This is a genomic window from Mesorhizobium sp. M0698, from assembly GCF_040320455.1.
Classification (GTDB): domain Bacteria; phylum Pseudomonadota; class Alphaproteobacteria; order Rhizobiales; family Rhizobiaceae; genus Mesorhizobium.
Map to the genome: position 1 here is coordinate 294,600 of NZ_JAMYPQ010000001.1, position 25,715 is coordinate 320,314.

General features: G+C 64.3%; 24 protein-coding genes. 17 read left to right on the forward strand and 7 right to left on the reverse strand.

Annotation, left to right across the window (positions count from 1 at the left end):
- Nucleotides 1-8: 8 nt before the first annotated feature.
- A complete protein-coding gene (locus NKI16_RS01510; protein ID WP_023676746.1) occupies nt 9-587 on the reverse strand; it encodes an SCO family protein in 579 nt (192 codons plus the stop codon).
- 205 nt (nt 588-792) lie between these two features.
- Between NKI16_RS01510 and NKI16_RS01515 the strand changes: the two genes are divergently transcribed.
- From NKI16_RS01515 to NKI16_RS01525, 3 genes are all read left to right on the forward strand, one after another.
- Nucleotides 793-1,281, forward strand: a complete 489-nt coding sequence (locus tag NKI16_RS01515; RefSeq protein WP_023676745.1) for a CreA family protein — start codon at nt 793-795, stop codon at nt 1,279-1,281.
- 96 nt (nt 1,282-1,377) lie between these two features.
- A complete protein-coding gene (locus NKI16_RS01520) occupies nt 1,378-2,019 on the forward strand; it encodes a DapH/DapD/GlmU-related protein (RefSeq protein ID WP_352570472.1) in 642 nt (213 codons plus the stop codon).
- A 168-nt stretch (nt 2,020-2,187) separates the two neighbouring features.
- A complete protein-coding gene (locus NKI16_RS01525; RefSeq protein ID WP_031211766.1) occupies nt 2,188-2,619 on the forward strand; it encodes a low affinity iron permease family protein in 432 nt (143 codons plus the stop codon).
- Nucleotides 2,620-2,688: 69 nt separating this feature from the next.
- Here NKI16_RS01525 and NKI16_RS01530 read toward each other — a convergent pair whose 3' ends face one another.
- Nucleotides 2,689-3,561, reverse strand: a complete 873-nt coding sequence (locus NKI16_RS01530) for an SDR family NAD(P)-dependent oxidoreductase (RefSeq protein WP_352922221.1) — start codon at nt 3,559-3,561, stop codon at nt 2,689-2,691.
- 130 nt (nt 3,562-3,691) lie between these two features.
- Between NKI16_RS01530 and NKI16_RS01535 the strand changes: the two genes are divergently transcribed.
- Entirely contained in the window at nt 3,692-3,973 is a 282-nt protein-coding gene (locus tag NKI16_RS01535; protein ID WP_023676741.1) for a hypothetical protein, read from the forward strand.
- A gap of 7 nt (nt 3,974-3,980) precedes the next feature.
- Here the strand turns inward: NKI16_RS01535 and NKI16_RS01540 are convergent, their stop codons facing one another.
- Complete coding sequence (locus tag NKI16_RS01540; RefSeq protein ID WP_023676740.1) at nt 3,981-4,556, reverse strand: TMEM175 family protein; 576 nt, start codon at nt 4,554-4,556, stop codon at nt 3,981-3,983.
- A 156-nt stretch (nt 4,557-4,712) separates the two neighbouring features.
- Between NKI16_RS01540 and NKI16_RS01545 the strand changes: the two genes are divergently transcribed.
- A complete protein-coding gene (locus NKI16_RS01545) occupies nt 4,713-5,921 on the forward strand; it encodes an MFS transporter (protein ID WP_023676739.1) in 1,209 nt (402 codons plus the stop codon).
- Nucleotides 5,922-5,930: 9 nt separating this feature from the next.
- Here NKI16_RS01545 and NKI16_RS01550 read toward each other — a convergent pair whose 3' ends face one another.
- Nucleotides 5,931-7,403, reverse strand: coding sequence for an MATE family efflux transporter (locus tag NKI16_RS01550; protein ID WP_352622699.1), 1,473 nt, complete (start codon nt 7,401-7,403; stop codon nt 5,931-5,933).
- Between the two features lie 192 nt (nt 7,404-7,595).
- Between NKI16_RS01550 and NKI16_RS01555 the strand changes: the two genes are divergently transcribed.
- Nucleotides 7,596-8,384: a L,D-transpeptidase gene (locus NKI16_RS01555; RefSeq protein ID WP_023676737.1), complete on the forward strand. Its 789-nt coding sequence runs from the start codon at nt 7,596-7,598 to the stop codon at nt 8,382-8,384.
- 146 nt (nt 8,385-8,530) lie between these two features.
- On the opposite strand, the gene NKI16_RS01560 is transcribed toward NKI16_RS01555, so the two are convergent.
- Nucleotides 8,531-10,009 carry an esterase-like activity of phytase family protein gene (locus NKI16_RS01560; RefSeq protein WP_352922223.1) on the reverse strand — a complete coding sequence of 493 codons (1,479 nt, stop codon included), beginning with the start codon at nt 10,007-10,009 and terminating at the stop codon, nt 8,531-8,533.
- Between the two features lie 247 nt (nt 10,010-10,256).
- Between NKI16_RS01560 and NKI16_RS01565 the strand changes: the two genes are divergently transcribed.
- Genes NKI16_RS01565 through NKI16_RS01590 form a run of 6 tightly spaced genes read left to right on the forward strand, consistent with a single transcriptional unit; the run spans nt 10,257 to nt 16,714 of the window.
- Complete coding sequence (locus NKI16_RS01565; RefSeq protein ID WP_023676734.1) at nt 10,257-11,246, forward strand: sugar phosphate isomerase/epimerase family protein; 990 nt, start codon at nt 10,257-10,259, stop codon at nt 11,244-11,246.
- Nucleotides 11,247-11,286: 40 nt separating this feature from the next.
- Nucleotides 11,287-12,345 (forward strand): sugar ABC transporter substrate-binding protein, encoded by a 1,059-nt coding sequence (locus NKI16_RS01570; protein ID WP_352456545.1) that lies wholly within the window; start codon nt 11,287-11,289, stop codon nt 12,343-12,345.
- A gap of 56 nt (nt 12,346-12,401) precedes the next feature.
- A complete protein-coding gene (locus NKI16_RS01575; RefSeq protein ID WP_352622703.1) occupies nt 12,402-13,934 on the forward strand; it encodes a sugar ABC transporter ATP-binding protein in 1,533 nt (510 codons plus the stop codon).
- 16 nt (nt 13,935-13,950) lie between these two features.
- Entirely contained in the window at nt 13,951-14,928 is a 978-nt protein-coding gene (locus NKI16_RS01580; protein WP_352456543.1) for an ABC transporter permease, read from the forward strand.
- The gene (locus NKI16_RS01585; protein WP_352622705.1) at nt 14,925-15,800 is read left to right on the forward strand and encodes a MurR/RpiR family transcriptional regulator; all 876 of its coding nucleotides are present in this window, start codon (nt 14,925-14,927) and stop codon (nt 15,798-15,800) included. Before NKI16_RS01580 ends, NKI16_RS01585 begins: the two co-directional genes overlap by 4 nt.
- Nucleotides 15,797-16,714, forward strand: a complete 918-nt coding sequence (locus NKI16_RS01590; protein ID WP_352622709.1) for a ribokinase — start codon at nt 15,797-15,799, stop codon at nt 16,712-16,714. Before NKI16_RS01585 ends, NKI16_RS01590 begins: the two co-directional genes overlap by 4 nt.
- A gap of 10 nt (nt 16,715-16,724) precedes the next feature.
- Here the strand turns inward: NKI16_RS01590 and NKI16_RS01595 are convergent, their stop codons facing one another.
- A complete protein-coding gene (locus NKI16_RS01595; protein ID WP_352622711.1) occupies nt 16,725-17,750 on the reverse strand; it encodes a LacI family DNA-binding transcriptional regulator in 1,026 nt (341 codons plus the stop codon).
- Nucleotides 17,751-17,946: 196 nt separating this feature from the next.
- On the opposite strand from NKI16_RS01595, the gene NKI16_RS01600 reads away from it, so the two are divergent.
- From NKI16_RS01600 to NKI16_RS01620, 5 genes are all read left to right on the forward strand, one after another.
- Nucleotides 17,947-18,981, forward strand: coding sequence for a Gfo/Idh/MocA family protein (locus NKI16_RS01600; protein WP_352622713.1), 1,035 nt, complete (start codon nt 17,947-17,949; stop codon nt 18,979-18,981).
- Nucleotides 18,981-19,886: a sugar phosphate isomerase/epimerase family protein gene (locus tag NKI16_RS01605; protein WP_502897559.1), complete on the forward strand. Its 906-nt coding sequence runs from the start codon at nt 18,981-18,983 to the stop codon at nt 19,884-19,886. Before NKI16_RS01600 ends, NKI16_RS01605 begins: the two co-directional genes overlap by 1 nt.
- A gap of 105 nt (nt 19,887-19,991) precedes the next feature.
- Nucleotides 19,992-21,005, forward strand: a complete 1,014-nt coding sequence (locus NKI16_RS01610; protein ID WP_352622716.1) for a substrate-binding domain-containing protein — start codon at nt 19,992-19,994, stop codon at nt 21,003-21,005.
- 86 nt (nt 21,006-21,091) lie between these two features.
- A complete protein-coding gene (locus NKI16_RS01615; protein ID WP_352622718.1) occupies nt 21,092-21,886 on the forward strand; it encodes an ATP-binding cassette domain-containing protein in 795 nt (264 codons plus the stop codon).
- Complete coding sequence (locus tag NKI16_RS01620) at nt 21,883-22,932, forward strand: ABC transporter permease (protein ID WP_352589528.1); 1,050 nt, start codon at nt 21,883-21,885, stop codon at nt 22,930-22,932. Before NKI16_RS01615 ends, NKI16_RS01620 begins: the two co-directional genes overlap by 4 nt.
- Before the next feature lie 9 nt (nt 22,933-22,941).
- Here NKI16_RS01620 and NKI16_RS01625 read toward each other — a convergent pair whose 3' ends face one another.
- A complete protein-coding gene (locus tag NKI16_RS01625) occupies nt 22,942-25,665 on the reverse strand; it encodes an ATP-dependent helicase (protein WP_352922225.1) in 2,724 nt (907 codons plus the stop codon).
- Between the last annotated feature and the right edge of the window lie 50 nt (nt 25,666-25,715).

Genomic DNA, 25,715 nt, shown 5'->3' on the forward strand with positions numbered 1-25,715 from the left:
CGGATATGTCAACCTTCCGCCGCCAGCCGTTTGAGCTTGGCGATGGCGGCATCCGGGCTTTCGCCATAAGCAATGGTGCCGGCGAAATCGCCCTTGGCGTTGAGCAGCAGCACCGAAGCAGTGTGGTCCATCGTGTAGTCGCCGTCGCTCGTGTCGACTTTCTTCCAGTAGATGCCGAAGGACTTGGCCATGGCGTGGACCTTTTCGGGATCGCCTGATATGCCGAGGATGCGATCGGAGAAATTGCTGACATAGGTGTTCATGATTTCGGGCGTATCGCGCTCCGGGTCGACCGTAACGAAATAGGCACGCAGGTTCTTGCCGTCGTCGCCCATCGTCTTCAGCCAGCCGGCCAACTCGAAAAGCGTGGTCGGGCAGACTTCCGGACAGTGCGTGAAGCCGAAGAAGACGACGCTGGGGTGGCCGCGAAACGCGGCTTCGGTGACCGGCGCGCCCTTCTGGTCGACCAGCGTGAACGGTGCTCCGAACGGCTCGCCGCCATAATGTCCGCGGTACCAGTCGAAGGTGAGCCAGCCGATTCCGGCGGCCATCAGGACGAGAATACCGACCAGAATTGAACGCATCATCAGTGAAAGTCCGTCGTTATTCCATCGGGCGCCGGGTTGGCGCCGTGAAGGCCCTGGCTTGGCGAACACTCTTAGCGGTTCGGTCGTGCCGACGCAAAGATGTCGCGTTGCCGCAACCGGCAATCCTCTGGGAGGCGATCTGCTTGCAAAGCGCTGCCGTTCGTCCCACCTGAGGTCGGCAAAATTCGAACCGCAGGAGGCCTCTTTGCGAAAACTGATTGGCGGCGCGTTAGCCGCATGCCTTGTCATTGGCGCCGGCGCGGCCGCCGCCGAGGAAGTCGGCAAGGTCGGCGTCGATTGGCTCGGCAACGATATCATCGTCGAGGCGATCAAGGATCCGAAGGTCGAGGGCGTGACCTGCCACGTCTCCTATTTCGACCGTGGCGTGATCGACCGCCTGCAGAAAGGCAACTGGTTCGAGGACCCGTCCGATTCCTCGATCTCCTGCCGCCAGACCGGGCCGATCACCATTGGCGACATCGACATGAGCGAGGCCGGCGAGGAGGTGTTCAAGCAAGGCATCAGCCTGATCTGGAAAAAGCAGGTGGTGAACCGCATCTACGACAAGGCCAACGAGACCCTGATCTACCTGTCGCATTCACGCCAGGTGCAGGATGGCTCGGCAAAAATGTCGGTCACCACCGTGCCGCTCTACGGCCAGAACGTGGTGTGGACCAGCGGCAAGCCGAAATAGAGACTTAAGGTGCTACAGGGTCCTTGGCGCGTCCAAACGGATGCGCGGCGCTGCACTCGGCTTGCGAGACTATGCGCGCGGGCGTAAAGCGCGCGCATGGACCGTCCCGAACACCTTGTCCTGAAAGATCCCGAGCCGCGCATCCATCCGACGGCGGAGCTGAAGGCGTGCAAGCTTGGACGCTACGCGTCGATCGGCGAGCGGGTCATCCTCCGCGAGGTGACGGTCGGCGACTTTTCCTACTTCGAGCGCCACGCCGAGGCGATCTATACGACGATCGGCAAATTCTGCTCGATCGCCGCCAACAGCCGCATCAATGCGCTGGAGCATCCGGTCGAGCGGCTGACGCAGCACAAGATCAGCTATCGGCCCAACGAGTATTTCCGCTGGCTGGGTGTAGATCAGGCGTTCCGCGACCGGCGGCGGGCGAAAGCCGTCAGCATCGGCCATGATGTCTGGATCGGCCATGGCGCCGTGATCATGCCTGGCGTAGTGATCGGCAACGGCGCGATCGTCGGTGCCAACGCGGTGGTGACGCGCCACGTGCCGGCCTATGCAATCGTCGCCGGCGTTCCGGCCAGGCCAGTGCGGCAGCGCTTCAGCGCGGAAACTGCGGCCCGGATCGAACGGCTTGCCTGGTGGGACTGGCCGCTCGAGAAACTGGCCAGGGCAGTCCCCGACATGCAGGCCTTGCCCATCGAGGCTTTCCTCGACCGCTGGGAAAACGACGCCGCCTGAGTTCGGGCTATCTGCAAGCGGTCCGACGGCCTGCGCGATCTGCTCCTCCAACAATGTACCCGCGACCTTCCGCCGCGAGGGAACCAGGAGCGGCTGCCAACTGTTTCTGCAGACACAATGAACTCGGCTTCCGTCCGGGTTCGTCGCCCGGCTGTTGAGGGAGTTTGAATGATTGAGAAGCTTTTCACCAGGATCGCCAACAACGTCGCCCATTTTGCCGGCCTGCCGCCGACGTTTGCCGTCTGTTTCCTGATCATCGTCGTCTGGGCGGCAAGCGGGCCGATGTTCGGCTTTTCGGACACCTGGCAGCTCGTCATCAACACCGGCACGACGGTCGTCACCTTCCTGATGGTGTTTCTCATCCAGAACACCCAGAACCGCGATGGCGCTGCGATCCAGGCGAAGCTCGACGAATTGATCCGGGTCAGCACAGCCCAGAACACCTTCATCGGTATCGAACACCTGACTGAGACCGAGGTCGAAGAGATCCGCAAGAAATGCGAACAGGCAGCGAAGCGGCATGATCAGAAGCTTGCCGAGTTGGCAGCCGAGAAAGCCATGGCGAAGAAGCGGAACACGAAGAAGCACGCAGCGGCGTGATATAAAGGTCCGGCGCATACCTGCGAAGATCGGATCCGATTCTTTGCTACGGTGATCTTCGGTTCGGGATCATGCGGTGCGTGTCATGAATGCCGCGAAAGCATCTTTGTAGTCCGGGTGCCAGCGCGACAGGGCAGGGCGGTTCTCGATGAGGTCGCCAATCGCCCAGCCCATGCGCTTTTCGTCCATGGACCGGGTCGCCTCGTTATCGGGACACAGGATGTAGAAATCGCCACGCAGTAGCGAGGCCAGCATGAAGTCGATGACCTGCTCGCCGGTCCAGGCGCCGGCCGGCTTTTCGGTCGCACCTTCGGTCAGGCCGGTAAAAGTGAACCCGGGGATAAGCAGATGCGCCGCGACACTGGCGCCCGGCTCGTTGCGCAGCGCGTGCGCCAGGCCTTCGGTATAGGTCTTCACGCCCGCCTTGGAAACGTTGTAGGCGAGGTTGCCGGGCGGCGTGGTGATGCCTTGCTTGGAGCCGGTGTTGACGATCAGGCCCGGCTTTCCCGCCGCCAGCATGCGCGGCGCAAAGGCCTCGACGCCATGGACGACGCCCCAGAAATTGATATCCAGCAGCCGTTTCCAGGCGTCGCGGTTCTCCCACGGCTTGCCGGGATTGTTGCCGACGCCGGCATTGTTCATCAGCAGCGATACGTCGCCGAAGGCGCCGAATGTCATTTCGGCCAGCCGGTCGAGTTCGTCGGCCTTCGAGACATCGGTGGCGACGGCAAGTACGGCGCTGTCGCCGGCGATGGCGGCGACGGCGCGTCGGGCCTCATCGAGGCGTGCGCCGCCAATATCGACCAACACGATGTTCATGCCCATCGCCGCCAGCCGTTTGGCCGCGGCAAGGCCGATGCCGCTGGCCGCGCCGGTGATGACGGCGACATTGCCGGAGGCAAGCGCGGGCAGGGCGGTCTGGATCTCGGCGTCGGTGGTCATGATTTTCTCCTGTTCTGGCCGCGGCGAACTTAGCGCGGAAAGAGGCTCGCGCAAGCCGGTACCGGCATCTTCGGGTTGACCGCATCGGCGGGCGCTGCGCATGCTGATATCGAAAAAGGAGACCTGACGATTGACCGACTGGATCGAGATCCTGAAAGAACAGACCGCCACCGGCGACCAGATGAGCCGCGAGGTGCCACAAATGCTCGCCAATCCCGACATCAGCGAAGCGCAAGTTATGACGCTGTTTTCGGCGCTCGAAAAACAGGCCGAATTCGTCGAAAAGCTGCGCATGGCGCTGGAAAAATTCGGCCATGATTTTTCAGTGATCAAGGCGGCCGAGCGGCTGGAGGAGCGCTACGCCGACCTTGCCGCTTCGGTAGCGGAAAAGCTGAAAGCAATGCGAGGCTAGAAGGGGCCTATTTCTCGATCAGCCGCTCGAAGCGCCTGTCCGGCACGAACCAGATCATCGCCACCAGGACATAGATCGAGACACCGATCCAGTGATTGACGAAGGTCAGCGCGATGGCGGAAAGATAGAGGACCAGCGAGATCTTTCCCTTGAGGTCATTGCCCAACGCCCTGGCGAAGAGAGTCTCATTGCCGTGCAGTCGATGCAGGGCCATGGTGAGGATGTTAAAGCCGATGGCGCAGAGCGCCAGGTCGACGCCATAGACGGCAACCGGCACCGGCGCGAAATGGTTCTCACCCATGAAGGCTGTCGTCGCCGGCATCAGCGATAGCCAGAACAGCAGGTTGAGGTTCGCCCACAGCACGCGGCCGTCGACCCGCTGCACGGTATGGAACATGTTGTGCAAATTGTTCCAGTAGATGCCGACATTGATGAAGGACAGCACATAGCTGAGGAAGATCGGCCAGAGTGGTGCCAGCGCGGAAAAATCCTCGCCATGCGGCACCTTCAATTCCAGCACCATGATGGTGATGATGATGGCGACCACGCCATCGGTGAATGCCTCGACTCGTCCCTTGCCCATGAATCTCCCCTGACAATCCGCTGAAGTTAAAAGAGGATCTCGCTCAGCGCCATCGGCAAAGCTGCCAAACTTGTCAGGAGCAAGCCGGGGAGGGGGAACGGCTGACGCGAAAAAGGCGTTAGGATGTCAGATCCCGAACAGCAAAAGGTCGAAAAAATGACAGCTCACGCTCAAGTCATGACGCGCGATCACGAACTCGGCGGCCGCGCTGCAGCGGCCGCCGTGGCCGCCATGATTGCGGCTCTTTTCGCCGGCAGCACGGCGCTGACGCCGCTTTACATCATCTACAAGCAGCTCTTCGGCTTCTCGCAGATCACTTTGACGCTGGTCTACGCCGTCTATGTCATCGGCAATCTGGCAGCGCTTCTGATGTTAGGGCGTGTGTCCGATGTCATCGGGCGCCGTCCAATGGCATTGGCCGGGATGGCGGTGGCCGTCGTCAGCGCGGTGGTTTTCCTCTTCGCCGAAAATGTCGCCTGGCTCGATATCGCCCGAATTCTGAGCGGACTGGGAATCGGCGTTGGCGCGGGCACCGGCACCGCCTGGCTCGCCGAATTGCTCCCGACCGACGACAAGTCACAGGCGGCGACGATTGCCACCAGCACCAATTTTCTCGGCCTCGGCCTCGGTGCGCTGGGGGCCGGGTTGCTCGCCGAATACGCGCCCTGGCCGCTCAGGCTGACATTCGTCGTCTACCTGGCGATGCTCGCGACTGTAACCCTGCTGGTCTGGCGCACGCGGGAAACCGTTTCGCGGCCGGGGAAACTGGCTGACGTTTCGATGCGACCGCGGCTTTCCGTGCCCGATGACATCCGCGCAAGTTTCGTTGCGCCGGCGGTGACCGGCTTTGGCGCAATGGCGCTGGTCGGCTTTTATGCAGCACTCGCACCGAGCATTTTGGCGCAGCAACTGCAGGTAACCAACCATGCCGAAGCCGGCGCTCTGTTCTTTGAATTGGCAATCGTGACGGCCGCCACCATTGTAGCGACGGCACGTCTTTCGAGCCGAGCCGCGATGTTCGCGGCACTTGCGCTGATGATCCCAACCGTCGCACTGGTCGTTGCGGCGCAGGTCTTCGCCTCGATGGCCATAATGATTGCCGGGACCGCCTTGTGCGGCGGGGCGGCAGCGCTCGGCTATCGCGGCGGCTTGCAAGTGGTGAACGAGATCGCGCCGGCGGACCGGCGCGCCGAAGTCGTCTCGGCCTTCTTCATCTGCTGTTTTTGCGGCAACGCGCTGCCGGTCATCGGCATCGGCGTTCTGTCGACGGTGGCAGGTGCGACCGTGGCAAGCCTGGCCTTTGCCGGCATGATTGTCGTCTTTTCCCTGGTCGCTCTCGGGTTTGGCGCGAAATACGCGCGCTGAGCCGACCTTTCAGCCGTTCGGTGTCTCGGGCGAAAGATGCGCGCGCTGGCGCGGTACGCCGAGGCCGGTATCCGGCGGTTCGCCGGCAGCCGGCCGGCTCTCGATCATGTGCAGGCTGCGCCAGCGGCCGAAGCGATAATAGGCCGCGGCCAGCACGAGCGAGGTTATAGAGCCAGCCGGAAAGCTCCACCACAGAGCTTCCTCGCCGATCACGCTTCGGAAGAAATAGGCGAAGCTCGTGCGCACCAGCAGCACCGAGATCACCAGGATGATCAGCGGCGGCATCACCGCGCCGGTGGCACGCACGGTGGCGAAGAGCACGATGGTGATGCCGAACAGGATGAAGGACCACGACGCGATCTTGTTGATGTGAGTGGCGATCTCGATTGCTGCACTGTCGCTGCCAAGGAAGAGGCTGAGCACCGCGCGATCGAATACGAACAGCAGCGCGACGAGCATGCCGGTGAGCACAAGGTTGAAGCCGACGCCGGAGGCGGCGATGCGTCCAATCCGGTCCCAGCGCCCGGCGCCGACATTTTGCGCCGCCATGGACGACACCGCGGCGCCGATGGCGAGCGCCGGCATCTGGATATAGGTCCAGAGCTGTGCGGCTATGCCGTAGGCAGCCGCGACCTGCGAGCCGTACGAGTTGACCATGCCCATCACCGTCAGCGCCGCGGCCGAAACGACGATCATCTGCAGGCCCATCGGCACGCCCTTGAAGACGACAATGCGCAGCAGCGCCGGGTCCGGCCGCAGCAGAACGAGATTGGCGCCGGCCAGCCGCAGCGGGTGCTTGCGCGCATAAAGCACGATCAGGATGGCAACCACGCTTACCGTCTGGCCGATCAGCGTCGACGCGGCCGAGCCGGCGATGCCGAGTTCGGGGAACGGGCCGATGCCGAGGATGAGCAACGGGTTCAAAACGACGTCGAGCACGACGGCCAGCGCCATGAACAGGAAAGGCGTGCGCGAATCGCCGGCGCCGCGTAGCACCGTCATGACGAAGGACAGCAGGTTCATCATCGGCACGGCGAGGAAGATGATGCGCAGATAGGAGCGCGCCAGCGGCAACGCATCGGCCGGCGTGCCGAGCGCATCGAGGATCGCATCGACCCAGATCCAGCCGCAGACCGCGAACACCACCGAGACGAGGAAGAAGAAGGTGGCGCTGGTTCCGACGATGCGCCGGGCTTCGGGCAGGTCACGAGCGCCGACGGATTGTGCGACCAGGATGGTCGCCGCCATGCCGATGCCGAAGACGGTGCCGAGGATGAGAAACAGCACGAGGTTGGCATTGGACGTGGCGGTCAGCGCCGCTTCACCGAGGAAACGGCCGACCCACACGGCATTTATCGAGCCGTTGAGCGACTGCAGCACATTGGAGCCGAGCACCGGCAGGGCAAACAGCAAAAGGGTGCGCGGGATAGGCCCACTGGTGAGGTCGCCGGTCTGCCGGCGCGGGGGCATGTTGTCGTCCATGGCAGGCAACTCGGCGAAGGCTTGTCTGAGTCCGCAATGATTGCCGATTTAACGGGAGAGGTCGATGCGGCGCTGTAAATTCCGCCTGGCGTGCCTTGATCTAAGCATTTCTCAAACCTTTCGGAATCGTATATTGATCCCGCACGCGTGGGGCCGCATTTTCCTGGATCTCATCGGTAAGCCGGGGGGCTCATGTCCGATATTCCGTTGTTTTTTGAGCGCCTGAACCGGCGCGCCTTTCTTGGTGCATCCGCTCTGGGCGCGGCCTCCGTGGCTCTTTCGTCGTGCACCACGACGGACGTGGCGGCGCCGCCGGTGCCCGCGGCACCAAGCGATCCGGCTCTCGGCGATGCCGCAAGCATGTATGCCGCGCGCATCGACGAGGGCTATCAACTGCCGGCAATTCCGGTAGCCAAGGTCGATCCGAAATTCGTGCGTCAAATCGTGGCCGACCCGACTGGAGAAAAACCCGGCACGATCGTCGTCGATACTTCCGAGCACTTCCTCTATCTGGTGCGCGACGGCGGCAAGGCAATTCGCTATGGCGTCAGCCTCGGCAAGGCCGGTTTCGGATGGACCGGCAGCGCCGTGGTTCAGGCGAGAAAGAAGTGGCCGGTCTGGACGCCGCCGCCGGAAATGATCCAACGCCGGCCGGAACTGGCGAAATACAAGGACGGCATGCCGCCCGGCCCGCAGAGCCCGCTTGGTGCCCGCGCGCTGTATCTCTTCCGTGACGGCAAGGACACGATGTACAGGCTGCACGGCACGCCGGAGTGGGATTCCATCGGGAAGAACGCTTCCTCCGGCTGTGTGCGCTTCATGAATCAGGACATTATCGACCTCTACAGCCGCGTCGATGGCGTCGTGCCGGTCTTCGTGCGCCCGAACCTGTCGGCCGCCGGGAAGATCGCCGCCGTGTCAAACAGGACGGCCGAGCCGATCGATGCAGGCGTGCCAAGGGACGCGGAGATGTTGAGGTAAGTGCCTTCGACTGGATCGTCAGTCGCAGGTTTTGCGATGCTTAGGACACCGTCTTTTCGCGGGCGAGCCGCAACTGAAGGGGCACGACCGTTCAATCGCGCCAGCTCAGGCGGACGCGTTCGGCGCCTCCGCCTGTATGGCTGCCGCTACTTCCCGGTGAGGCCTGGGAGCGTGACCTGATAGACCAGGAACATGGTGTCGACATCGGCGCCATCCTCGGCCTTGTAGGCCGCGCCGACCTGGAAGCCGTCCTGCGTGAGGAAGTCATTGTCATTGGCGACGAACAGGAAATAGTCGTCGGGCAGCTTTGGATCGAGGACGCTCACCACCGACATCGCCTCCCATTTCTCCGAAAGGTTGTTGCGGTCGTTGGGCGCGCCATTGTGCAACCCGAAGCGGCCGAGCTCGCTCTTGTCGTTGATGTCGATGAACGGCGTCAGCTTGGCCGGCGTCACCGATGGATCGAGCTCACCCTTGGGCGCCAGCGGCTTGTCCTTGTCGAACTCTGTGCCGGCGATGTCGGTTGCCGCCGACACATCGACGACGCTGATCTCGCGATGGAGCGAGGTGTCGCCCTTCAGCCCCTGGCCGTTGCCGCTGTCGCGCGCCAGCATCAGGAAGGTCTTGTCCGACAGCGCCACGATTTCACTCTGCGCGGCGATCTTGGTTTTGCCCTTGGCATCGGTGAACACCGGCAGCGGCACGACATATTCATGCGCGAGCTTGAGCTGGCCGGGATCCGAGGCATCGTAGACCAGCACGCGCGTGTTCTGGCGCGTCGAGGCGGAATCGCCGCCATCCTGCCTTGGGGCCGACTGCAGCACGGCAATCAGGAACTTCCCGTCCGGCGTCAGCGCCATGCCTTCGAGGCCCTGGTTGTTCTGACGGCCGGTTTCGGGATCCTTCGGATCTGGGTCTGCCGCGCCAGGTCCCGGATTGTTGGAAGCAAAGTTTGGCGTCCCGTGACGCATCGGGACAAGCGCCGCCGGCGGCTGCGTTGCCGACATCAGACGCCCATCGGCGGAGAAGCGGTAGATGTTCGGACCGTATTCGTCCGAGATGAACATCGTGCCGTCGGGCAGCCGTGCGATCGCTTCGTTATCGAGCGCGAGCTTGCCGTTGGCTTCGGGCAGGATCGGCATGTCGTCGGTCGCGGCACGCACGCCGGTGAGCGGATCGAGCCCGGTTGCGTCGGCGCCCTTGTCGTCGGTCAAAAGCATGGTGTCGGCAAGCGTCGCCCTGAGGCCCGACTGTTCCTGGCCGGCGGCTGGCACTGCACCCGGCGTGATCGGAGCGAACTCGATGGCAATCGTGTTGAGGCGCGGCCGGTAGTCGGTAGTACCGACGACATTGTAGCCGCGATCCGGCAACAGCCACAACGAGCCCTTGTAGCCGTCGGCGCCATGCGTCCAGCCGGCAGCATCGATCGACATGCCTGAGCCGGAGCCAAACGTCTCGCCGAACTTGTCCTTCTGGCTGGCCGGGATGCGGCCGACGCCGACCAGGCCCTTGTTGACGAAGCTGACGCCGCCGACGGTCGCGGAGTTTTCTGCCAGGGCCGGAGTCAAGGCGGTGAACATCGCCAGCGCGACAGCGAGGGACGCGGTTCGGTGCAGGTTTTTCATGGATATCCTCTTTGAGACAAAGCTGCCGGGGCCCGAAAAAGCGCCGCGTCGCATCGAGGATGCCGCGAAAGCCTTCGGAGAAGCGATCTAGGACGCGAACATGATACTTGCGTGACAGTGCCGCGCTTGCTTTGACCCTTGTGGTCGCAACTGGCCTGGACATGCGAATCCGTCGCCGCCGAGAGTGCAATTAACAACTTTACAAATTATCGTTCTTATGTGAAGTTATGACGATGAAAGGCCACCGATGACAGTCTGTCGTTTCGCCACCCGCCTCAATTCCTTTGCCTCGCGGCCACAGGCCGAGTGGCCCGATCTTGTCGGCAAACCGTCCATGCTGCAAATGGCGGCACGTGCGGCGAAGGTTGCGGAGTTGACCGATCTCGACCTCAACTTTCCCGACCATGTCGATGAAAAGCCTGCGGAAATGGCGCGCAAACTCCGCGATCTCGGGCTTTCCATCAATGGTTTCGCCATGCGCTACTACTCCAACCCGGCCTTCAAGCTCGGCGCCTTCACCAATCCGGATCCGGCCGTTCGCCGCGAGGCCATCGACATGACCAAGGCCGGGATCGACGCCGCGCGCGAGGCTGGCGCCAGCCTGATGACGCTGTGGCTCGGGCAGGATGGCTTCGATTATGCTTTCCAGGCCGATTATGCGACGCTCTGGCAACACGAAATCGATGGAATTCGTGAAGTTGCGGCGCATGACCCCGATTGCCAGATCAGCCTTGAATACAAACCCAACGAGCCGCGCTCCTACAGCCTGATGCCCGATGCGGCGACGACGTTGCTGGCGATCCGCGAGATCGGCCTGCCCAATCTCGGCGTGACGCTCGATTTCGCCCATGTGCTCTACGCCGACGAGCAGCCGGCTTTCGCCGCTGCGCTCGTGGCACGGCACAGCAAGCTGCTCGGCGTGCACCTCAACGATGGCTATGCCAAGCGCGACGACGGCTTGATGGTCGGGGCCGTGCATACGCTGCAGACGATCGAGCTGCTGCGCCAGATCCGCCGCAACGGCTACGCCGGCGCCATCTACTTCGACACGTTTCCCGATATGACCGGGCTCGACCCGGTCCACGAATGCGAAGTCAACATCGCGACTGTCAAGCGCATGCTGCGCGTCGTCGATCGGCTGGACGGGGACAACCGCATGTTAGCCGCCGTCGACCGTCAGGACGCGATCGCGTCGCAAGCCATTATCCAGGAAGCCATGCTCGGCCCGGACAGCTGAGGCCCGGCCGCATATTCCGTTCAACAAGGGAGGAAGGACCATGAAATTTCTGCTTGCCACCGCTACCGCTGGCCTGATGGCGCTGTCCATCGGCTCGGTGTTTTCCGCAGACCTCGCGCCGCTCAATTCCGACACCGAGAAGGATCGCATCGACTGGTCGCAGCTCGAGGCCAAGTTCGGGGCCTTCCCCAAGCTGCCCGAGGGTACCAAGGCGGGTGCGGTCTCCAAGACGCTGACCAATGAATACTGGCGCTCGCTGGGAGAGGGCTACAAGTCGTTCGGCGACCGCACCGGCGTGCCCGTCGTCTACCAGGCGGCGCAGAGCGAGGGCGACCAGCTCGGCCAGCTCACCATCGCCGAAGGCCTGGTCACGCAAGGCTACAACGTGCTGCTCGTTTCGCCGCAGACCGACTCCAACCTGCAGCCGATCATGGAACAGGCCAAGGCAGCCAATGTGCCGGTGGTCAACGTCAACGACGCGGTCATCCCGCAGGCCGAGCACTATGTCGGCAATGTCCAGCGCGACAACGGCGTGCGCGTCGCCAAATGGTTCATCAAGAACCGGCCGGATGGCGGCAAGGTCGCCATCGTCGAAGGCCAGGCCGGCGTCTACGCCGCCGTCCAGCGCACCGACGGCTTCAAGACCACCATCACCGAAGCCGGCAAGTTCGACGTCGTCGCCAGCGTCCCCGGTAACTGGGATCGCCAGACCTCCTACGACGCGGCCACCAACATCCTGCAGCAGCACCCCGATCTGATCGGCTTCTATGCCAACAATGACGGCATGGCGCTGGGCATCGTCGAAGCGGTCAAGGCCGCCGGCCTAAAGGACAAGGTCGCCGTGTTCGGCACCGACGGGATTTCCGACGCCTACGCCTCGATCCGCGCCGGCGAGCTGACCGGCACCGTCGATTCGTTCCCGGTGCTGACCGGCGAGGTGGCGCTGGAATCGGCGCTGCGACTGGTGGCCGGGCAGAAGCTGCCGCGCGTCGTCGCCACGCCGCAGGCGCTGATCACCAAGGACAATGCCGACCGCTACTCCGGCGCCGGCGACGCCGTGCGCAAGGCGCTGCTCGAGGACGCGGCAGCGGGCCAGTAGAGCAGGGCCGGCGGGTGCCGGCCTTGGGTCGGCACCTTGCCTGGAGAACCGAAGCAATGTCAGTCATCTCCCGGCTGCAATTCGAGGGCATTTCCAAGGTGTTTCCGGCCGTGCGGGCGCTGAGCGATGTGTCCTTTTCGGTCGGCGCCGGCGAGATCCATGGCCTGCTCGGTGAAAACGGCGCCGGCAAATCGACGCTGCTGCGCATCCTGTCAGGCGTCTACCGGCCGACGGCGGGAAGCGTGCTGATCGACGGCAAACCGGTGACGCTGAACAACCCGGTCGCGGCGCGCGCCGCCGGCGTGGCGATGATCCATCAGGAATTACAGCAGGTGCCACGCCTCAGCGTCGCCCAGAACATGTTTCTCGGCCATCCGTTGACGCGCGGCGGCGTCTTCGTCGCACGGCGCGAGCAGGAAAGCCGCGCTGCGGAAGCCCTGGCCGCCATCGACCCGACCATCGATCCGGCAGCCCCGCTTGGCAGCCTGAAGGTGGCGCAGCGGCAGATCGTCGAGATCGCCCGGGCGCTGCTCGACCGCGCCAGGATCGTGGCGATGGACGAGCCGACGTCGAGCCTCACGCCGAGCGAGTTCGAACGGCTGGCGGAAGTCATTGCCGGTCTGGCACGCGACGGTGTCGCCGTCGTTTATGTCTCGCACAAGCTGGACGAGGTGTTCGGCATCTGCGAGCGCGCCACTGTCATGCGCGACGGCGTTGTGGTCGAAACCGTCGATCTCGCGCAGATGTCGGAAAAGGCCGTCGTTTCGATGATGGTCGGCCGCGAGCTTGCCCAGGAACAACACCGCTCGCATGCTTCCCCCGAGATCAGGCTGAGCGTGCGTGGCCTCGCCTCGGCAACCAAGGTCCGTGACGTTTCGTTCGACCTGCATCGCGGCGAGGTGTTGGGCATTGCCGGCCTGGTCGGGTCCGGCCGCACCGAACTGCTGCGGCTGCTGGCCGGCGCCGACCGGGCCTCATCAGGCGCAATAGAGATCGACGGCAAGGCGGTAAAGCTTTCCAGTCCGCGCGACGCGATCGCGGCCGGCATCGGCCTGGTGCCGGAGGAGCGCAAGCGCGAAGGCATCGTGCCGTTGCGGTCGATCTCCAGCAACATGGCGCTGGCCTCGATGGGCGTGTTCGCGCCGCGCGTCCTCATCGACCATCGCCGGCTGAAGCGCGTGACAGCCGAGAAGATGAAGCGGGTCAATCTCAGGCCGTTCCTGCTCGACCGGCCGATCCGCCTGTTCAGCGGCGGCAACCAGCAGAAAGCGATCATCGGCCGCTGGCTGGCGGCGGGAACGCGGATCCTTCTGTTCGACGAGCCGACGCGCGGCATCGATGTCGGCGCCAAGGCGGAGATCTACCACCTGATCGAGGAACTCGCCGCCGAAGGCCATTCGGTAATCGTCGTGTCGTCCGAACTCCCCGAGGTGATCCGGCTCGCCGACCGCGTGCTGGTCATGCGCGACGGCACGGTCGCCGCCGAACTGGGCCGCGCAAGTCTCAGCGAACAGGCGATCGCCGCGCACGCCATACCCCAAACGGAGATTGAGGCCGGCAAGGCGCAAGGCCGTCGGGCCGGTGCATAACGGACAGGACCAGCGGATGACCGATATAACCCAACACACAGCAGCGCGCCCAAGGGCAGATTTCCTGCACCGGTTTTCCGTGCGCGACGCCGGCACGCTGATCGGACTGGTGGTGATCCTCGCCGTCTTCGGTGCACTGGTCCCCGGCTTCTTTGCCGAGCGTAACCTGATCAACATCCTGCAGCAATCGAGCATCAATGCCTGCCTGGCGTTGGGCATGACGCTGGTCATCATCTCGGGCGGCATCGACCTGTCCGTCGGGCCGACGGCAGCCCTTTCGGCGGTCATCTCGGCCTCGATGCTGGTTGCCGGCGTGCCGTTTCCGCTGGCCATCGCCGCCGGCTTCGCCATCGGCCTCGCCTGCGGACTGCTCAACGGCGTGCTGGTTGCCTATGTCGGGCTGCAGCCCTTCATCGTCACGCTGGGAACGCTCAGCACCTACCGGGCGCTGGCGCTGATCTATACCGGCGGCAATCCGGTGCTCGGCCTGCCTGCCGGCTTCCGTGCCATCTTCAACGGCTCGCTGTTCGGATTGCCGTTGGCGGTCATCATCGTGGCCGTGGTCGCGCTGATTGCCTGGATCATCCTCAAGAAGACGCCGTTTGGCGAATATCTGCTCGCCGTCGGCGGCAATGAGGAGGCGGCCTACATAGCCGGCGTGCCGATCGCCCGCACCAAGATCGCCGCCTATATGATCTCGGGCCTGCTGGCAGCGCTTGCAGCGCAGATCCTGATCGGCCGGCTGGGTGCGGCCGAACCCATTCTCGGCAATCTCTGGGAGCTCGACGCCATAGCAGCGGCGGCGATCGGCGGTGCCTCGCTGATGGGCGGCAAGGGCAGCGTCGTCGGCACCATCCTGGGTGCCGTCATCCTTGGCAGCATGCGCAACGGCCTGACGCTGATGAACGTGCAGTCCTTCTATCAGCTCCTGGCAACTGGCCTTATAATCCTCGCCGCGATGCTTATCGATCGCGTGACGAGGGGACGTGGATGACCTTGACCGGGCTGGACCTGAAAGCGGTAGGACCGCGCATTCGCATGATGATGCCGCATCTGACGCCGCTCGAGGCGAAGGTGGTTGAAACCGTCTTCGGACGGCGCGGCTTCGACGAGACCATACCGCTCAAGCAGATCGCCGAGGAGGCCGGTGTGTCGGAGGCGATGGTGGTCAAGATCGCCAAGAAGCTCGGCTTCTCCGGCTATCGTGATTTCCGCACCGCGGTCTATGAATACAGCCGCCTGCCGACCGCCGAGATGCATCAGGAGCTGTCGGTGGACGACAGTTCGGCCGAGATCGTGCAGAAGGTGTTCCGCACCTCTATCCAGGCGCTGGAGGAGACGCTCGCCATCCTCGACATGGACGATTTCGACCGCGCCGCTGATCTTCTCTACCGCGCCAAGAACCGTGACTTCTATGGCGTTGGTGGCTCGGCGCAGATCGCGCGCGACGTCTCGCACAAATTCCTGCGCATCGGCATCCGCACGTCTGTCTACGATGATTCGCACATGATGCTGATGTCGGCCTCGCTGCTCGACACCGACGACATCGCCGTCGGCTTCTCGCATTCGGGCAATACCAGCGCCGTCATCGACGCCATCCAACTTGCGCGCAAAAGCGGCGCGCGCACGCTGGCCATCACCAACTATGACAACTCGCCGTTGGCAGCCGTCGCCGACATCGTGCTTTGCTCGACCGCGCAAGGCTCGCCGTTGATGGGTGAGAACGCAGCGGCGCGCATTGCCCAGCTCAACATTCTCGACGCGCTGTTCGTCGCGGTCGCGCAACGCGACTACCAGGCGGCGGAGCGCAATCTCGGCCGCACCATGTCTGCGGTGACGTCGAAACGGAAAGATAAGGGCACATGACGGCTTCCCCGCCGCTGGTGACCGTATTCGGCAGCCTGCATTACGACATCATGGTCGAAGCCCCCGATCGCCCGCGCAAGGGCGAAACGGTGACCGGCCATTCCTGGCATCCGAAATGCGGCGGCAAGGGCGGCAACCAGGCGGTGTCGGCAGCGCGGGCCGGCGTGCGTGCGGCAATGATCGGAGCTGTCGGCGATGACGATTTCGGCCGCGCGCTTCTCGATAATCTCGACCGCAAAGGCGTCGACCAGCGCTTCGTGGGAGTGGCTTCGGGCGCCGGCTCGGGCATGAGCGTGGCGATTTTCGACGACAGCGGCGACTATGGCGCGGTGATCGTCTCGGGCAGCAACCTCACTCTCGGCGAAAAGAACATTGCGGAGGCGGCCGAGCTGATCGCGCAAACGGCGGTGCTGCTGTTGCAGAACGAGGTGCCGGAAGCTGCCAACATTGCCGCGGCGCGAGCGGTGAAGGCGCATGGCGGCCGCGTCGTCCTCAATGCGGCACCCGCACGAAAACTGTCCGGCGAACTGATCGCACTCACCGATATCGTCATCGTCAATGCCATCGAGGCGGAGTTCCTGGCCGGCATTGCGGTCGTCGACACGCTCGAGGGTGCTGCGAAGGCGGCCGGCATGCTCGTCGGTTTCTATCCGGCTGCAATCGTCACGGCCGGCGGCGAGGGCGTTGCCTATTGCGACCGCGACGGCCAGGCATTCGCCTTGCCGGCGATGCCGGTGGAGGTGGTCAGCACCCACGGTGCCGGTGATGAATTCGTCGGCGCCTTTGCGGCGTGGCTTGCGCGTGGAGAGCCCGTCGAGGCGGCACTTGCCGCCGCCAATGCCGCCGCTGCCTCGCTGGTCGCAACGCCGGAGCGCGAGCGCGGGGGTCTTGATCAATCTGAGCCTGCTCAGTGACCGCCGCGATTCAATCGCTGTCGCGCGCGATCAGTTCCAGCGGCCAGACTTCACGGATGATGCGGGCGCCTTCGTCGCCGGCGTAAGCCGGGATCGATGCCAGCAGCATTTCGGCCAACCGCTCGCCCATCGGCTCAAGCGCCGGGCGGAAGCCGGTCAGCGCCGGCGAAAAATAGCGGCAGAGCGGGGTGTCGACGATGACGATCACCGCGATGTCGTGGCCGGGCTTGATGCCCGCCTCGGCCAAAGCCTTGCAGCCGCCAAGCGCCATCGCGTCGTTGTTGAAGATGATGGCGGTCGGCGGGTCCTTGGAGCGCATGACCTTCGGCGTCACCGCGTAGCCGCCGGCCTCGTTGATGAAGCCGTCGGCGATCAACTCGGGGTCGAATTCGATGCCGTGCCGCCGCAACGCCTTGCGATAGCCGGCGAGGAACAGATAGCCGAAATTGAGGTCGAGCGACGGGCGGATGGCGGCGATGCGGCGGTGACCGCGCGCGACGAGACGATCGACCGCGTCTGCTCCGGCTTTTTCGAAGTCGAGGTCGAGCGAGGGGTAGGCATCGCCGCCGGAGCGGCTGCGGCCGAGCGTCGCGAACGGGAAACCGGCCTGGGTCAAATAGTCGATGCGCTCGTCTTCGCGCCGCGTCCAGGCCAGCACCACGGCATCCGCCCTGCGGGTCTCGACGACACGGCGCAGGCGCTCCTGCTGATAGTCGCCCGGCGCGCCCATCACTACGATCAGGTCGAGGCCGCTTTCGGCGAGCTTGGCCTGCAACCCGGTCAGGAACGGAATGAAGAACGGCTCGCCATATTCCTGGTCGCCCGGATGAGGCTGCAGCATGAAGGCGATCGAATGGGTGGCGCCGCGCTGCAGGCTGCGGCCGGACTGGTTCGGCGAATAATTCAGCTTCTTGGCCGCATCGAGCACGCGCTGGCGTGTATCGGCATTGACGTCGGCGCGGCCGTTGAGCGCGCGCGACACCGTGCCGATCGAAATATTCAGGTGACGTGCAAGGTCGTGAATACTGGACGCCAAAGGACAGTTCTCCCCCTTGCTTGGCTAGCACCGGCTGCTCTCCGGGCCAAGCCGACGCCACGATTTTTCACAGCCGGCCGATTGACATTCTACGCCATCGGGTGTGTTCTCGTAAACGTTTACGGAAGAACGTTTGCGGCCCTGCCGTGAACGCCGTGACGATCGGTCTGGAGGGGCCGAGAGGGAGGAGTGCTGGATGATCAATGTCGTCCTGGTCGGCTGCGGCGCGATGAGCAAAGCCTGGCTCGATGCGGCCAGGCAGATCGACGGGCTCGCCATTGTCGGCCTGGTTGATCTCGACGCCGAAAGGGCGCGGGCAAGGGCGCGCGAATACGAGCTTTCCGGCGCCGTCATCGGAACCGACCTCGACGCCGTGCTCGACCAGACCAGGCCCGACGCGGTATTCGACGTCGTGGTTCCCGCCGCCCGCCGCGAGGTCGCGCTTTCCGCCTTTGCCCACCATTGCCATCTCTTGACCGAAAAGCCGCTGGCCGACAGCCCGGACAATGCGCGTGCCATTGTCGAGGCGGCCCGCAGCGCCGGCCGCATCCATGCCGTCGTGCAGAACCGCCGCTATGTCGCCAACGTCAGGCGCATCCGGCGCTTTCTCGATTCCGGCGCCATTGGTGCGCCAACCAGCATCCACGCCGATTTCTTCGTTGCGCCGCATTTCGGCGGTTTTCGCGAAGAGATGCGCCATGTGCTGCTGCTCGATATGGCGATCCACACATTCGATGCAGCCCGCTACATGGTGGCCGGCGAACCGGCCGGCGTCTATTGCCAGGAGTGGGAGCCGGCCAACTCCTGGTATCGGCAAGGGTCGTCGGCAACCGCAAGCTTCGACCTCGGCGGCGGCAAGCTGTTCACCTATGCCGGCAGCTGGTGCGCGGCCGGCTTCCGTACCAGCTGGGACAGTACATGGCGGATCGTCGCCGAGCGCGGCAGCATTGTCTGGGACGGCGCGGACGGGTTGAAGGCGGAAGTCGTGCGGCCGGTCCGTGAAGGCCTGTTCGACCGCACCGAACCGATAGCCGTGCCGCCGCTCGACCCGGCAGATCGCGTCGGCGGCCATCTCGGCATCATCCAGGATTTCGTCCGCGCCGCCGAGACCGGCACCGCGCCGGAGACGCGCGGCGCCGACAACATCAAGAGCCTGGCCATGGTTTTCGCTGCGATCGAGAGCGCCGAAACCGGGCGCCGGGTCGCCATCGCTGCACAGGAAGGATCATGATGCCAAACCCGCTGCTCGACATCAGGATCGGCACCATGGTGCGGGCCAATCTGGACGACCCGGCCGCCTATGTCAGGCAGATCCTGCCGCTCGGCTTCGAGAGCATCCAGCCGTTCTTCTGGCAGACGCTGGGCGGCAAGGACATTCCACGGCTGGCGGGCGAGATCCGCGAGGCGATCGGCGATGCCGATGTCGTGGTCTCGTCGATCGGCGTGTTCGGCAATCCGCTGGAGAGCGGCGAAGTCGATCGCGGCGTGCTCCAGGCCTGGGAAACGATCATCGACAACGCGCATCTGTTCGGCACCAATGTGGTCAGCGGCTTCACCGGCCGCATCCGCGGCAAGCCGCTGCCTGACAGCCTGCCGCGTTTCCGCGAGGTCTGGGGGGCGCTCGCCAAGCGCGCCGCCGACAAGGGCGTGCGCATCGCGTTCGAGAATTGCGCGATGGACGGCAACTGGGCCAGCGGTGACTGGAACATCGCCCACAATCCGGACGCCTGGGAGCTGATGTTCAACGAATTGCCAAACGACAATCTCGGCCTGGAATGGGAGCCCTGTCATCAGCTGGTCTACCTGATCGATCCGATCCCGCAGATCCGCAAATGGGCGCCGCGCATCTTCCACGTCCACGGCAAGGACGCGACGGTGCGCTGGGACGTGATCCGCGAACATGGCGTGTTCGGCCGCCTGCCGTTCGTTCAGATGCGCACCCCTGGCTTCGGCGATAGCGACTGGACGCGGGTGATGAGCGAGCTGCGGCTGGCCGGCTACAAGGGCGCCATCGACATCGAGGGCTGGCACGACCCGGTCTACCGCGGCGATCTCGAGATCACCGGCCAGGCGCGGGCACTGGATTATCTCCAACAATGCCGGGGAGGCGCAAGCTATCTGCCGAACCCGGTGTGAGAAGTCGGCCGGCGGGAGGTGCCGGCCAGCGAAAGATTGCGGCGCAATGCCGAAGCGATCGTCAAAACCCCTCGGCTAGCGAGGGAACAAAGGGAGGATAAGTGCATGAGCATTACGATGAGAAGGACAGTTCTGCGCTCGACCGTCGCGGCGGCCGCGATGGCGCTCGCCGCCGCACTCTCGACCTTGCCGGCGCAGGCGCTCGATGCCCAGTGGTGTAAGGATGTCCATATCCGTTTCTTCGTCGGCGGCGCCGAGGGCGATGCCTTCGGCACGATCGTCTATAATGGCGCGAAGCAGGCGGCGGCCGATCTCGGGCCGAAGGTCGACTACATCTTTTCCCAGTGGGATGTCGAGAAGATGGTGCAGCAATTGCGCGAGGCCGTCGCGGTCAAGCCCCAAGGCATCGCCATGATGGGCCACCCGGGCGACGCCGCGATCATGCCGCTGGCCGAACAGGCGCACAAGGACGGCATCAAGATGATGTACCAGAACGTGCCGGTGCCGACGGTCACGGCGGCGTTCGGCGGCGGCTATGTCGGTGCCCAGCAGGAGCAGCAGGGCCGCGCGCTTGGCGCCGAGGCGGTCAAGCTGGCCGGGCTCAAGGCCGGCGACAAGGCAATCATGATCGGCCCGTTCGAGAACGAGAGCCGCGGCGCGCGCGAACGCGGCACTGTCGCTGCCCTCAAGGAAGCGGGCGTCGAGGTCATACAACTCTCCTCGCCGCCAAGCGGCGAATGGGCTTCCGATCCCAATCTGGCCATTCCGGTGATCACCGCCGCACTGCTCAACAACCCTGATGTCAAGGCGGTCGGCTATCCCGGCGGCCAGATGCTCGGCAACGTCGCCACCTACATGCAGGCGGCGGGCAGGAAGCCAGGCGACATCTTCAACTTCGGCTTCGACACCAGCCCGCAGATCGTCGAGGGCTTCAAGGGCGGCTGGGTGCAGCTGACGGCCGACCAGCAGCCGTTCCTGCAGGGCTATCTGCCGATCCTCAGCCTCTGCCAGCAGGTGGTGCTCGGCCTTGCGCCGATGAATGTCGACACCGGCGCCGGCTTCGTCACGCCGCAGAATTACGAGATCGTCGCCGAGCTCGCCAAGCAGGCGCTGCGCTGACCTCCCAAGCCGTCGGCCGGGATCGAGCCCGGCCGGCGGGACCGCCGGCGAAAAGGCCGGCACGCGACAATCAAGCGAGGATCGCCATGGCCGAACGCATCATCGAACTGCGCGACATCAGCAAGTCCTATGGCCAGGTCTATGCGCTGGGCGGGGTCAATCTCAGCGTCGATCGCGGCGAGGTGGTCGGCCTGATCGGCGACAATGGCGCCGGCAAGTCGACGCTGATCAAGATCCTGTCCGGCGTGGTCAAACCGACCAGCGGCGAGATTCTCGTCCGCGGCAAGCCGGTGACCGGATGGAGCCCTGCGCGCTCGCGCGACGCCGGCATCGAGACCGTGTTCCAGGACCGGGCGCTCGCCGTGCAGCAGACGATCGTGCGCAACATCTTCATGGGCCGCGAGCTCACCGGCTGGCTTGGCTGGCTGAAGGTCAACAAGGAGATCGCGGAGGCGAGCCGGCTGATGCGCGAGATCGGCTTCACCTCGAAAGTGTTCACGCCACAGTCGATCGTCGGCCAGCTCTCGGGCGGCGAACGCCAGGGCGTCGCGATCGCGCGGGCCATCTATAAGAAGGCGGAGCTGATAGTCCTCGACGAACCGACGACCGCGCTATCGCTGACCGAGACCGCCAAGGTCTTCCACTTCGTGCGCCAGGTGCGGGCGAGCGGGCGCTCGATCCTGTTCATCGGCCACAACATCCACCACGTCTTCGATATCGCCGATCGTTTCGTGGTGCTGGACCGCGGCAAGGTCGCGCTCACCGCCGACCGCAGCGAGGTCAAATCGGCCGAAGACCTGATCAATTTCATGGAAGACGTCGCCCACCCCAGCGGATTGCCGGGGTTGCACGACGGCGATGCGGGGAGGGCGGCACGATGAGCAAGACCATGGAACCCGATCTGCAGAGCCCCCTCGGCGGCACGCATGGCGAAACCGCCGGGAAAGAGTGGAGACACCCGTCCGACAATTGGCTGCGCGGGTTCATCCTCGACAACCGCGCCGCGCTCGGCACGCTTGCCGTGTTCATCGTCATGATGGCGGTGTTCATGATCGCCAACCCGATCGTGTTCACCACCTGGTATCTCTACAGCTCCGTACTCACCACGCTGCCGGTGGCGCTGTTCGTGGTGGTGCCGCTGGTCTTCGTCGTCACCTGCGGCGAGATCGACTTGTCGTTTCCGGCGACCATGGGCTTTGCCTCCTGGGTGTTTGCGCTGGTCGTGCAGGCCGGCTACGACCCGTTCCTCGGCATCGCCGCCGCAATGGTCACCGGCATGCTGCTCGGCTTCCTGGTCGGCTCCCTGGTCGTTTATGGCGGGCTGTCGTCGCTGATCGCCACGCTCGGCATGAACTTCCTGCTGCGCGGCCTGATCCAGATCATCAACGAGGGCAGGTCGACGGCGCTGACCGGCCTTGCCGACAGCTGGGCCTACAAGATCTTCTCCAGCCAGCTCTACGGCATTCCGGTGCAGATCTTCTGGGCCATCGCCTTCGTCGTACTGTCGGCGCTGCTTTACAACCGCCATCGCTTCGGCGCGCAGGTCAAGGTGGTCGGCGACAATCCCGACAGCGCCCAGCAGATGGGTATCGATGTCAAGCGCGTGCGGGTAAAAGTGTTCGTCTTCGTCGGCATCGGCGCGGCAATCGCCGGCACGTTCTCGGTGATGATCAACTTCACCTGGTGGCCGACGGCGGGCGACGGATACCTGCTGCCGGTGCTGGCATCGGTGTTCGTCGGCGGCACTCCGACCTGGGGCGGCATCGGCACTGTTGTCGGCGGCGCGATCGGCGCGGTCACGGTCTCCTTCATCCAGACCGGCGTCGTCGCGGCGGGCCTGAGCGGCTTCTACGTCCAGTTCTTCAACGGCCTGATCATCATCCTGTCGCTGCTCGGCCACAAGTGGAACCAGGCGCGGTATCGGTGAAGGGCGACCTCAAACCCCAGTAACAAACCCGTCCAGTACGCGTTTTTGGCCGGCTTTGTCGAAGTCGATGGTCAGCTTGTTGCCTTCGATGGCGGAAATGTTGCCGTTGCCGAATTTCTGGTGGAAGACGCGGTCGCCGATATTGAAGGGGGACGGCGTGTCGGCGACGGATTTGGCGACCAGCTCGCCGTCGATTGTGCGGCCCTTGACCGAGGTGCGGCCGGCGCCGTAGCCGGAGTCGGTTTCGCCATAGCCGATGCGCTCGACCTGGTGGCCGGAGCGCGTGCCCCAATTGCGGTCGGTCGCTTCGGTGCGGTTGGCCTGAGCACGCTGCCAGCCCGGCGTCGCATAGGTGCTGGAGAAAGCGCCGGATTTCTCGGCGCCGTTGTTGCCGCCAATGTTGTCGAAGCGCGACGCTCCATAGGGGTTCTGCCTGCCCGCCCCTTGGCCACCACGACCGGAGGCGAACGAGCCGCCGCCGTAGGAATTGCCGTAACCGCCGTAGCTGTTGCCGCTCTCGGAAACTTCGACATGGGCTTCCGGCAGCTCGTCGAGGAAGCGCGACGGGATGGTCGATTGCCAGAGGCCGTGGATGCGGCGGTTGGAGACGAACCAGATGTGCAGGTTCTTCTTGGCGCGGGTCAGGCCGACATAGGCGAGGCGGCGTTCCTCCTCCAGCCCTGAGCGGCCGCCCTCGTCGAGCGAGCGTTGGTGCGGGAACAGGCCTTCTTCCCAGCCGGGCAGGAACACGGTTTCGAATTCGAGGCCCTTGGCCGAATGCAGCGTCATGATGTTGACGGCGTCGAGCTCGGCATTCTGCTCGGCGTCCATCACCAGCGCGACATGTTCGAGGAAAGAACGCAGCGATTCGTACTCCTCCATGGAGCGGATCAGTTCTTTTAAGTTCTCGAGCCGGCCGGGCGCTTCGACCGAACGGTCATTCTTCCACATGTCGGTGTAGCCGCTCTCCTCCAGAATGGTCTCGGCGAGCTCGGTGTGCGGGGTGGTTTCGAGAGCCTTCTGCCAGCGTTCGAAATTGGCCGATACCTCGCGCAGCGCGGCGCGCGGCTTCGGCTTCAGCTCGTCGCTCTCGGCGAGTTTTGCCGCCGCCTCCAGCATCGGGATGCGCAGCGCGCGTGCGGTGTCGTGGATCTGGCGGATGGTGGCCTCGCCAAGGCCGCGCTTCGGCACGTTGACGATGCGCTCGAAGGCGAGGTCGTCTGCGCCTTGCGCGACGACGCGGAAAAAGGCCAGCGCATCGCGGATTTCGAGGCGCTCGTAGAAGCGCGGGCCGCCAATGACGCGGTAGTTGAGGCCGAGCGTGACGAAGCGGTCCTCGAATTCGCGCATCTGGAAGGACGCGCGGACGAGGATCGCCATGTCGTTGAGATTGTGCTTCTGGCGCTGATAGGCCTCGATGGTCTCGCCGACGGCGCGGGCCTCCTCTTCGGAATCCCAGGCGGCATGGACATGCACCTTCTCGTCGTCCTCGGCGATCTTTTCGGTGAACAGCGTTTTGCCGAAGCGGCCCTCATTGTGGGCGATGAGGTGGGAGGCGGTGCCGAGGATGTGCGCGGTCGAGCGATAGTTGCGCTCCAGCCGGATGATGGTGGCGCCGGGAAAATCCTTGTCGAAGCGCAGGATGTTGTCGACCTCGGCGCCGCGCCAGCCATAGATCGACTGGTCGTCGTCGCCGACGCAGCAGATATTTACGGTGGACAGGCGCGGGCTTCCCTCCCCCTTGAGGGGAGGGTGGCCGGGCGAAGCCCGGTCGGGTGGGGTCCGTGCGGCAGTGCTCGACCTACCGGCGGCAGTGCTCGACGCTCTAGCGGTGCGTTCTGCGGCAACCCCCCCCGCCCGCTTCGCGGGCACCTCCCCCTCAAGGGGGGAGGATTGCGGCCGCTGTGCCAGTAGGCGCAGCCACATGTATTGCGCGGTGTTGGTGTCCTGATACTCGTCAACGAGGATGTAGCGAAAGCGCTTGTGGTATTCCTTCAGCACGTCCGGATTGGCGCGGAAGATGCGGATCGGGTGGCACAGGAGATCGCCGAAGTCGCAAGCGTTCAGCGTTTTCAGCCGCTCCTGGTAGGCCTTGTAGAGCTCGCGGCCCTTGCCGTTGGCGAAAGCACGGGCATCGCCCTCGGGGATGTCGGCGGGGCCAAGGCCCTTGTTCTTCCAGCCGTCGATCATCTGGGCGAACTGCTTGGCCGGCCAGCGCTTGTCGTCCAGCCCTTCGGCCTGGATGAGCTGCTTGATCAGTCGCACGACATCATCGGTGTCGAGAATGGTGAAGTCGGATTTGAGCCCGGCCAGCTCGGCATGTCTGCGCAGCAGCTTCACTCCGATCGAGTGGAAGGTGCCGAGCCACGGCATGCCCTCGACATTGCCTTCGCCGATCAACAGGCCGATGCGCTGCTTCATCTCGCGCGCCGCCTTGTTGGTGAAGGTGACGGCGAGGATCTGCGAGGGGAAAGCCTTGCCGGTGGCAAGGATGTGAGCGATGCGGGTGGTGAGCACCCGCGTCTTGCCGGTGCCGGCGCCGGCCAGCACCAGAACCGGGCCTTCGGTGGTTTCCACCGCCAGCCGCTGCTCGGGGTTCAACCCCTTGAGATAGTCGGGCGCATTGTTGTGGCCGCTGCGGGCAGCCATGGCGCGCGCGGCAATGCCCGACGGGGCCACGGGCCGCGCGTTCGGTTCGTCAAAAAAGGGCATGTCTTCCGAAAAGCCGGACATCTCTCCCCGAATGTAGTGATTCGGCAGCGAAAGGCCAGAAGTGTCTCCGT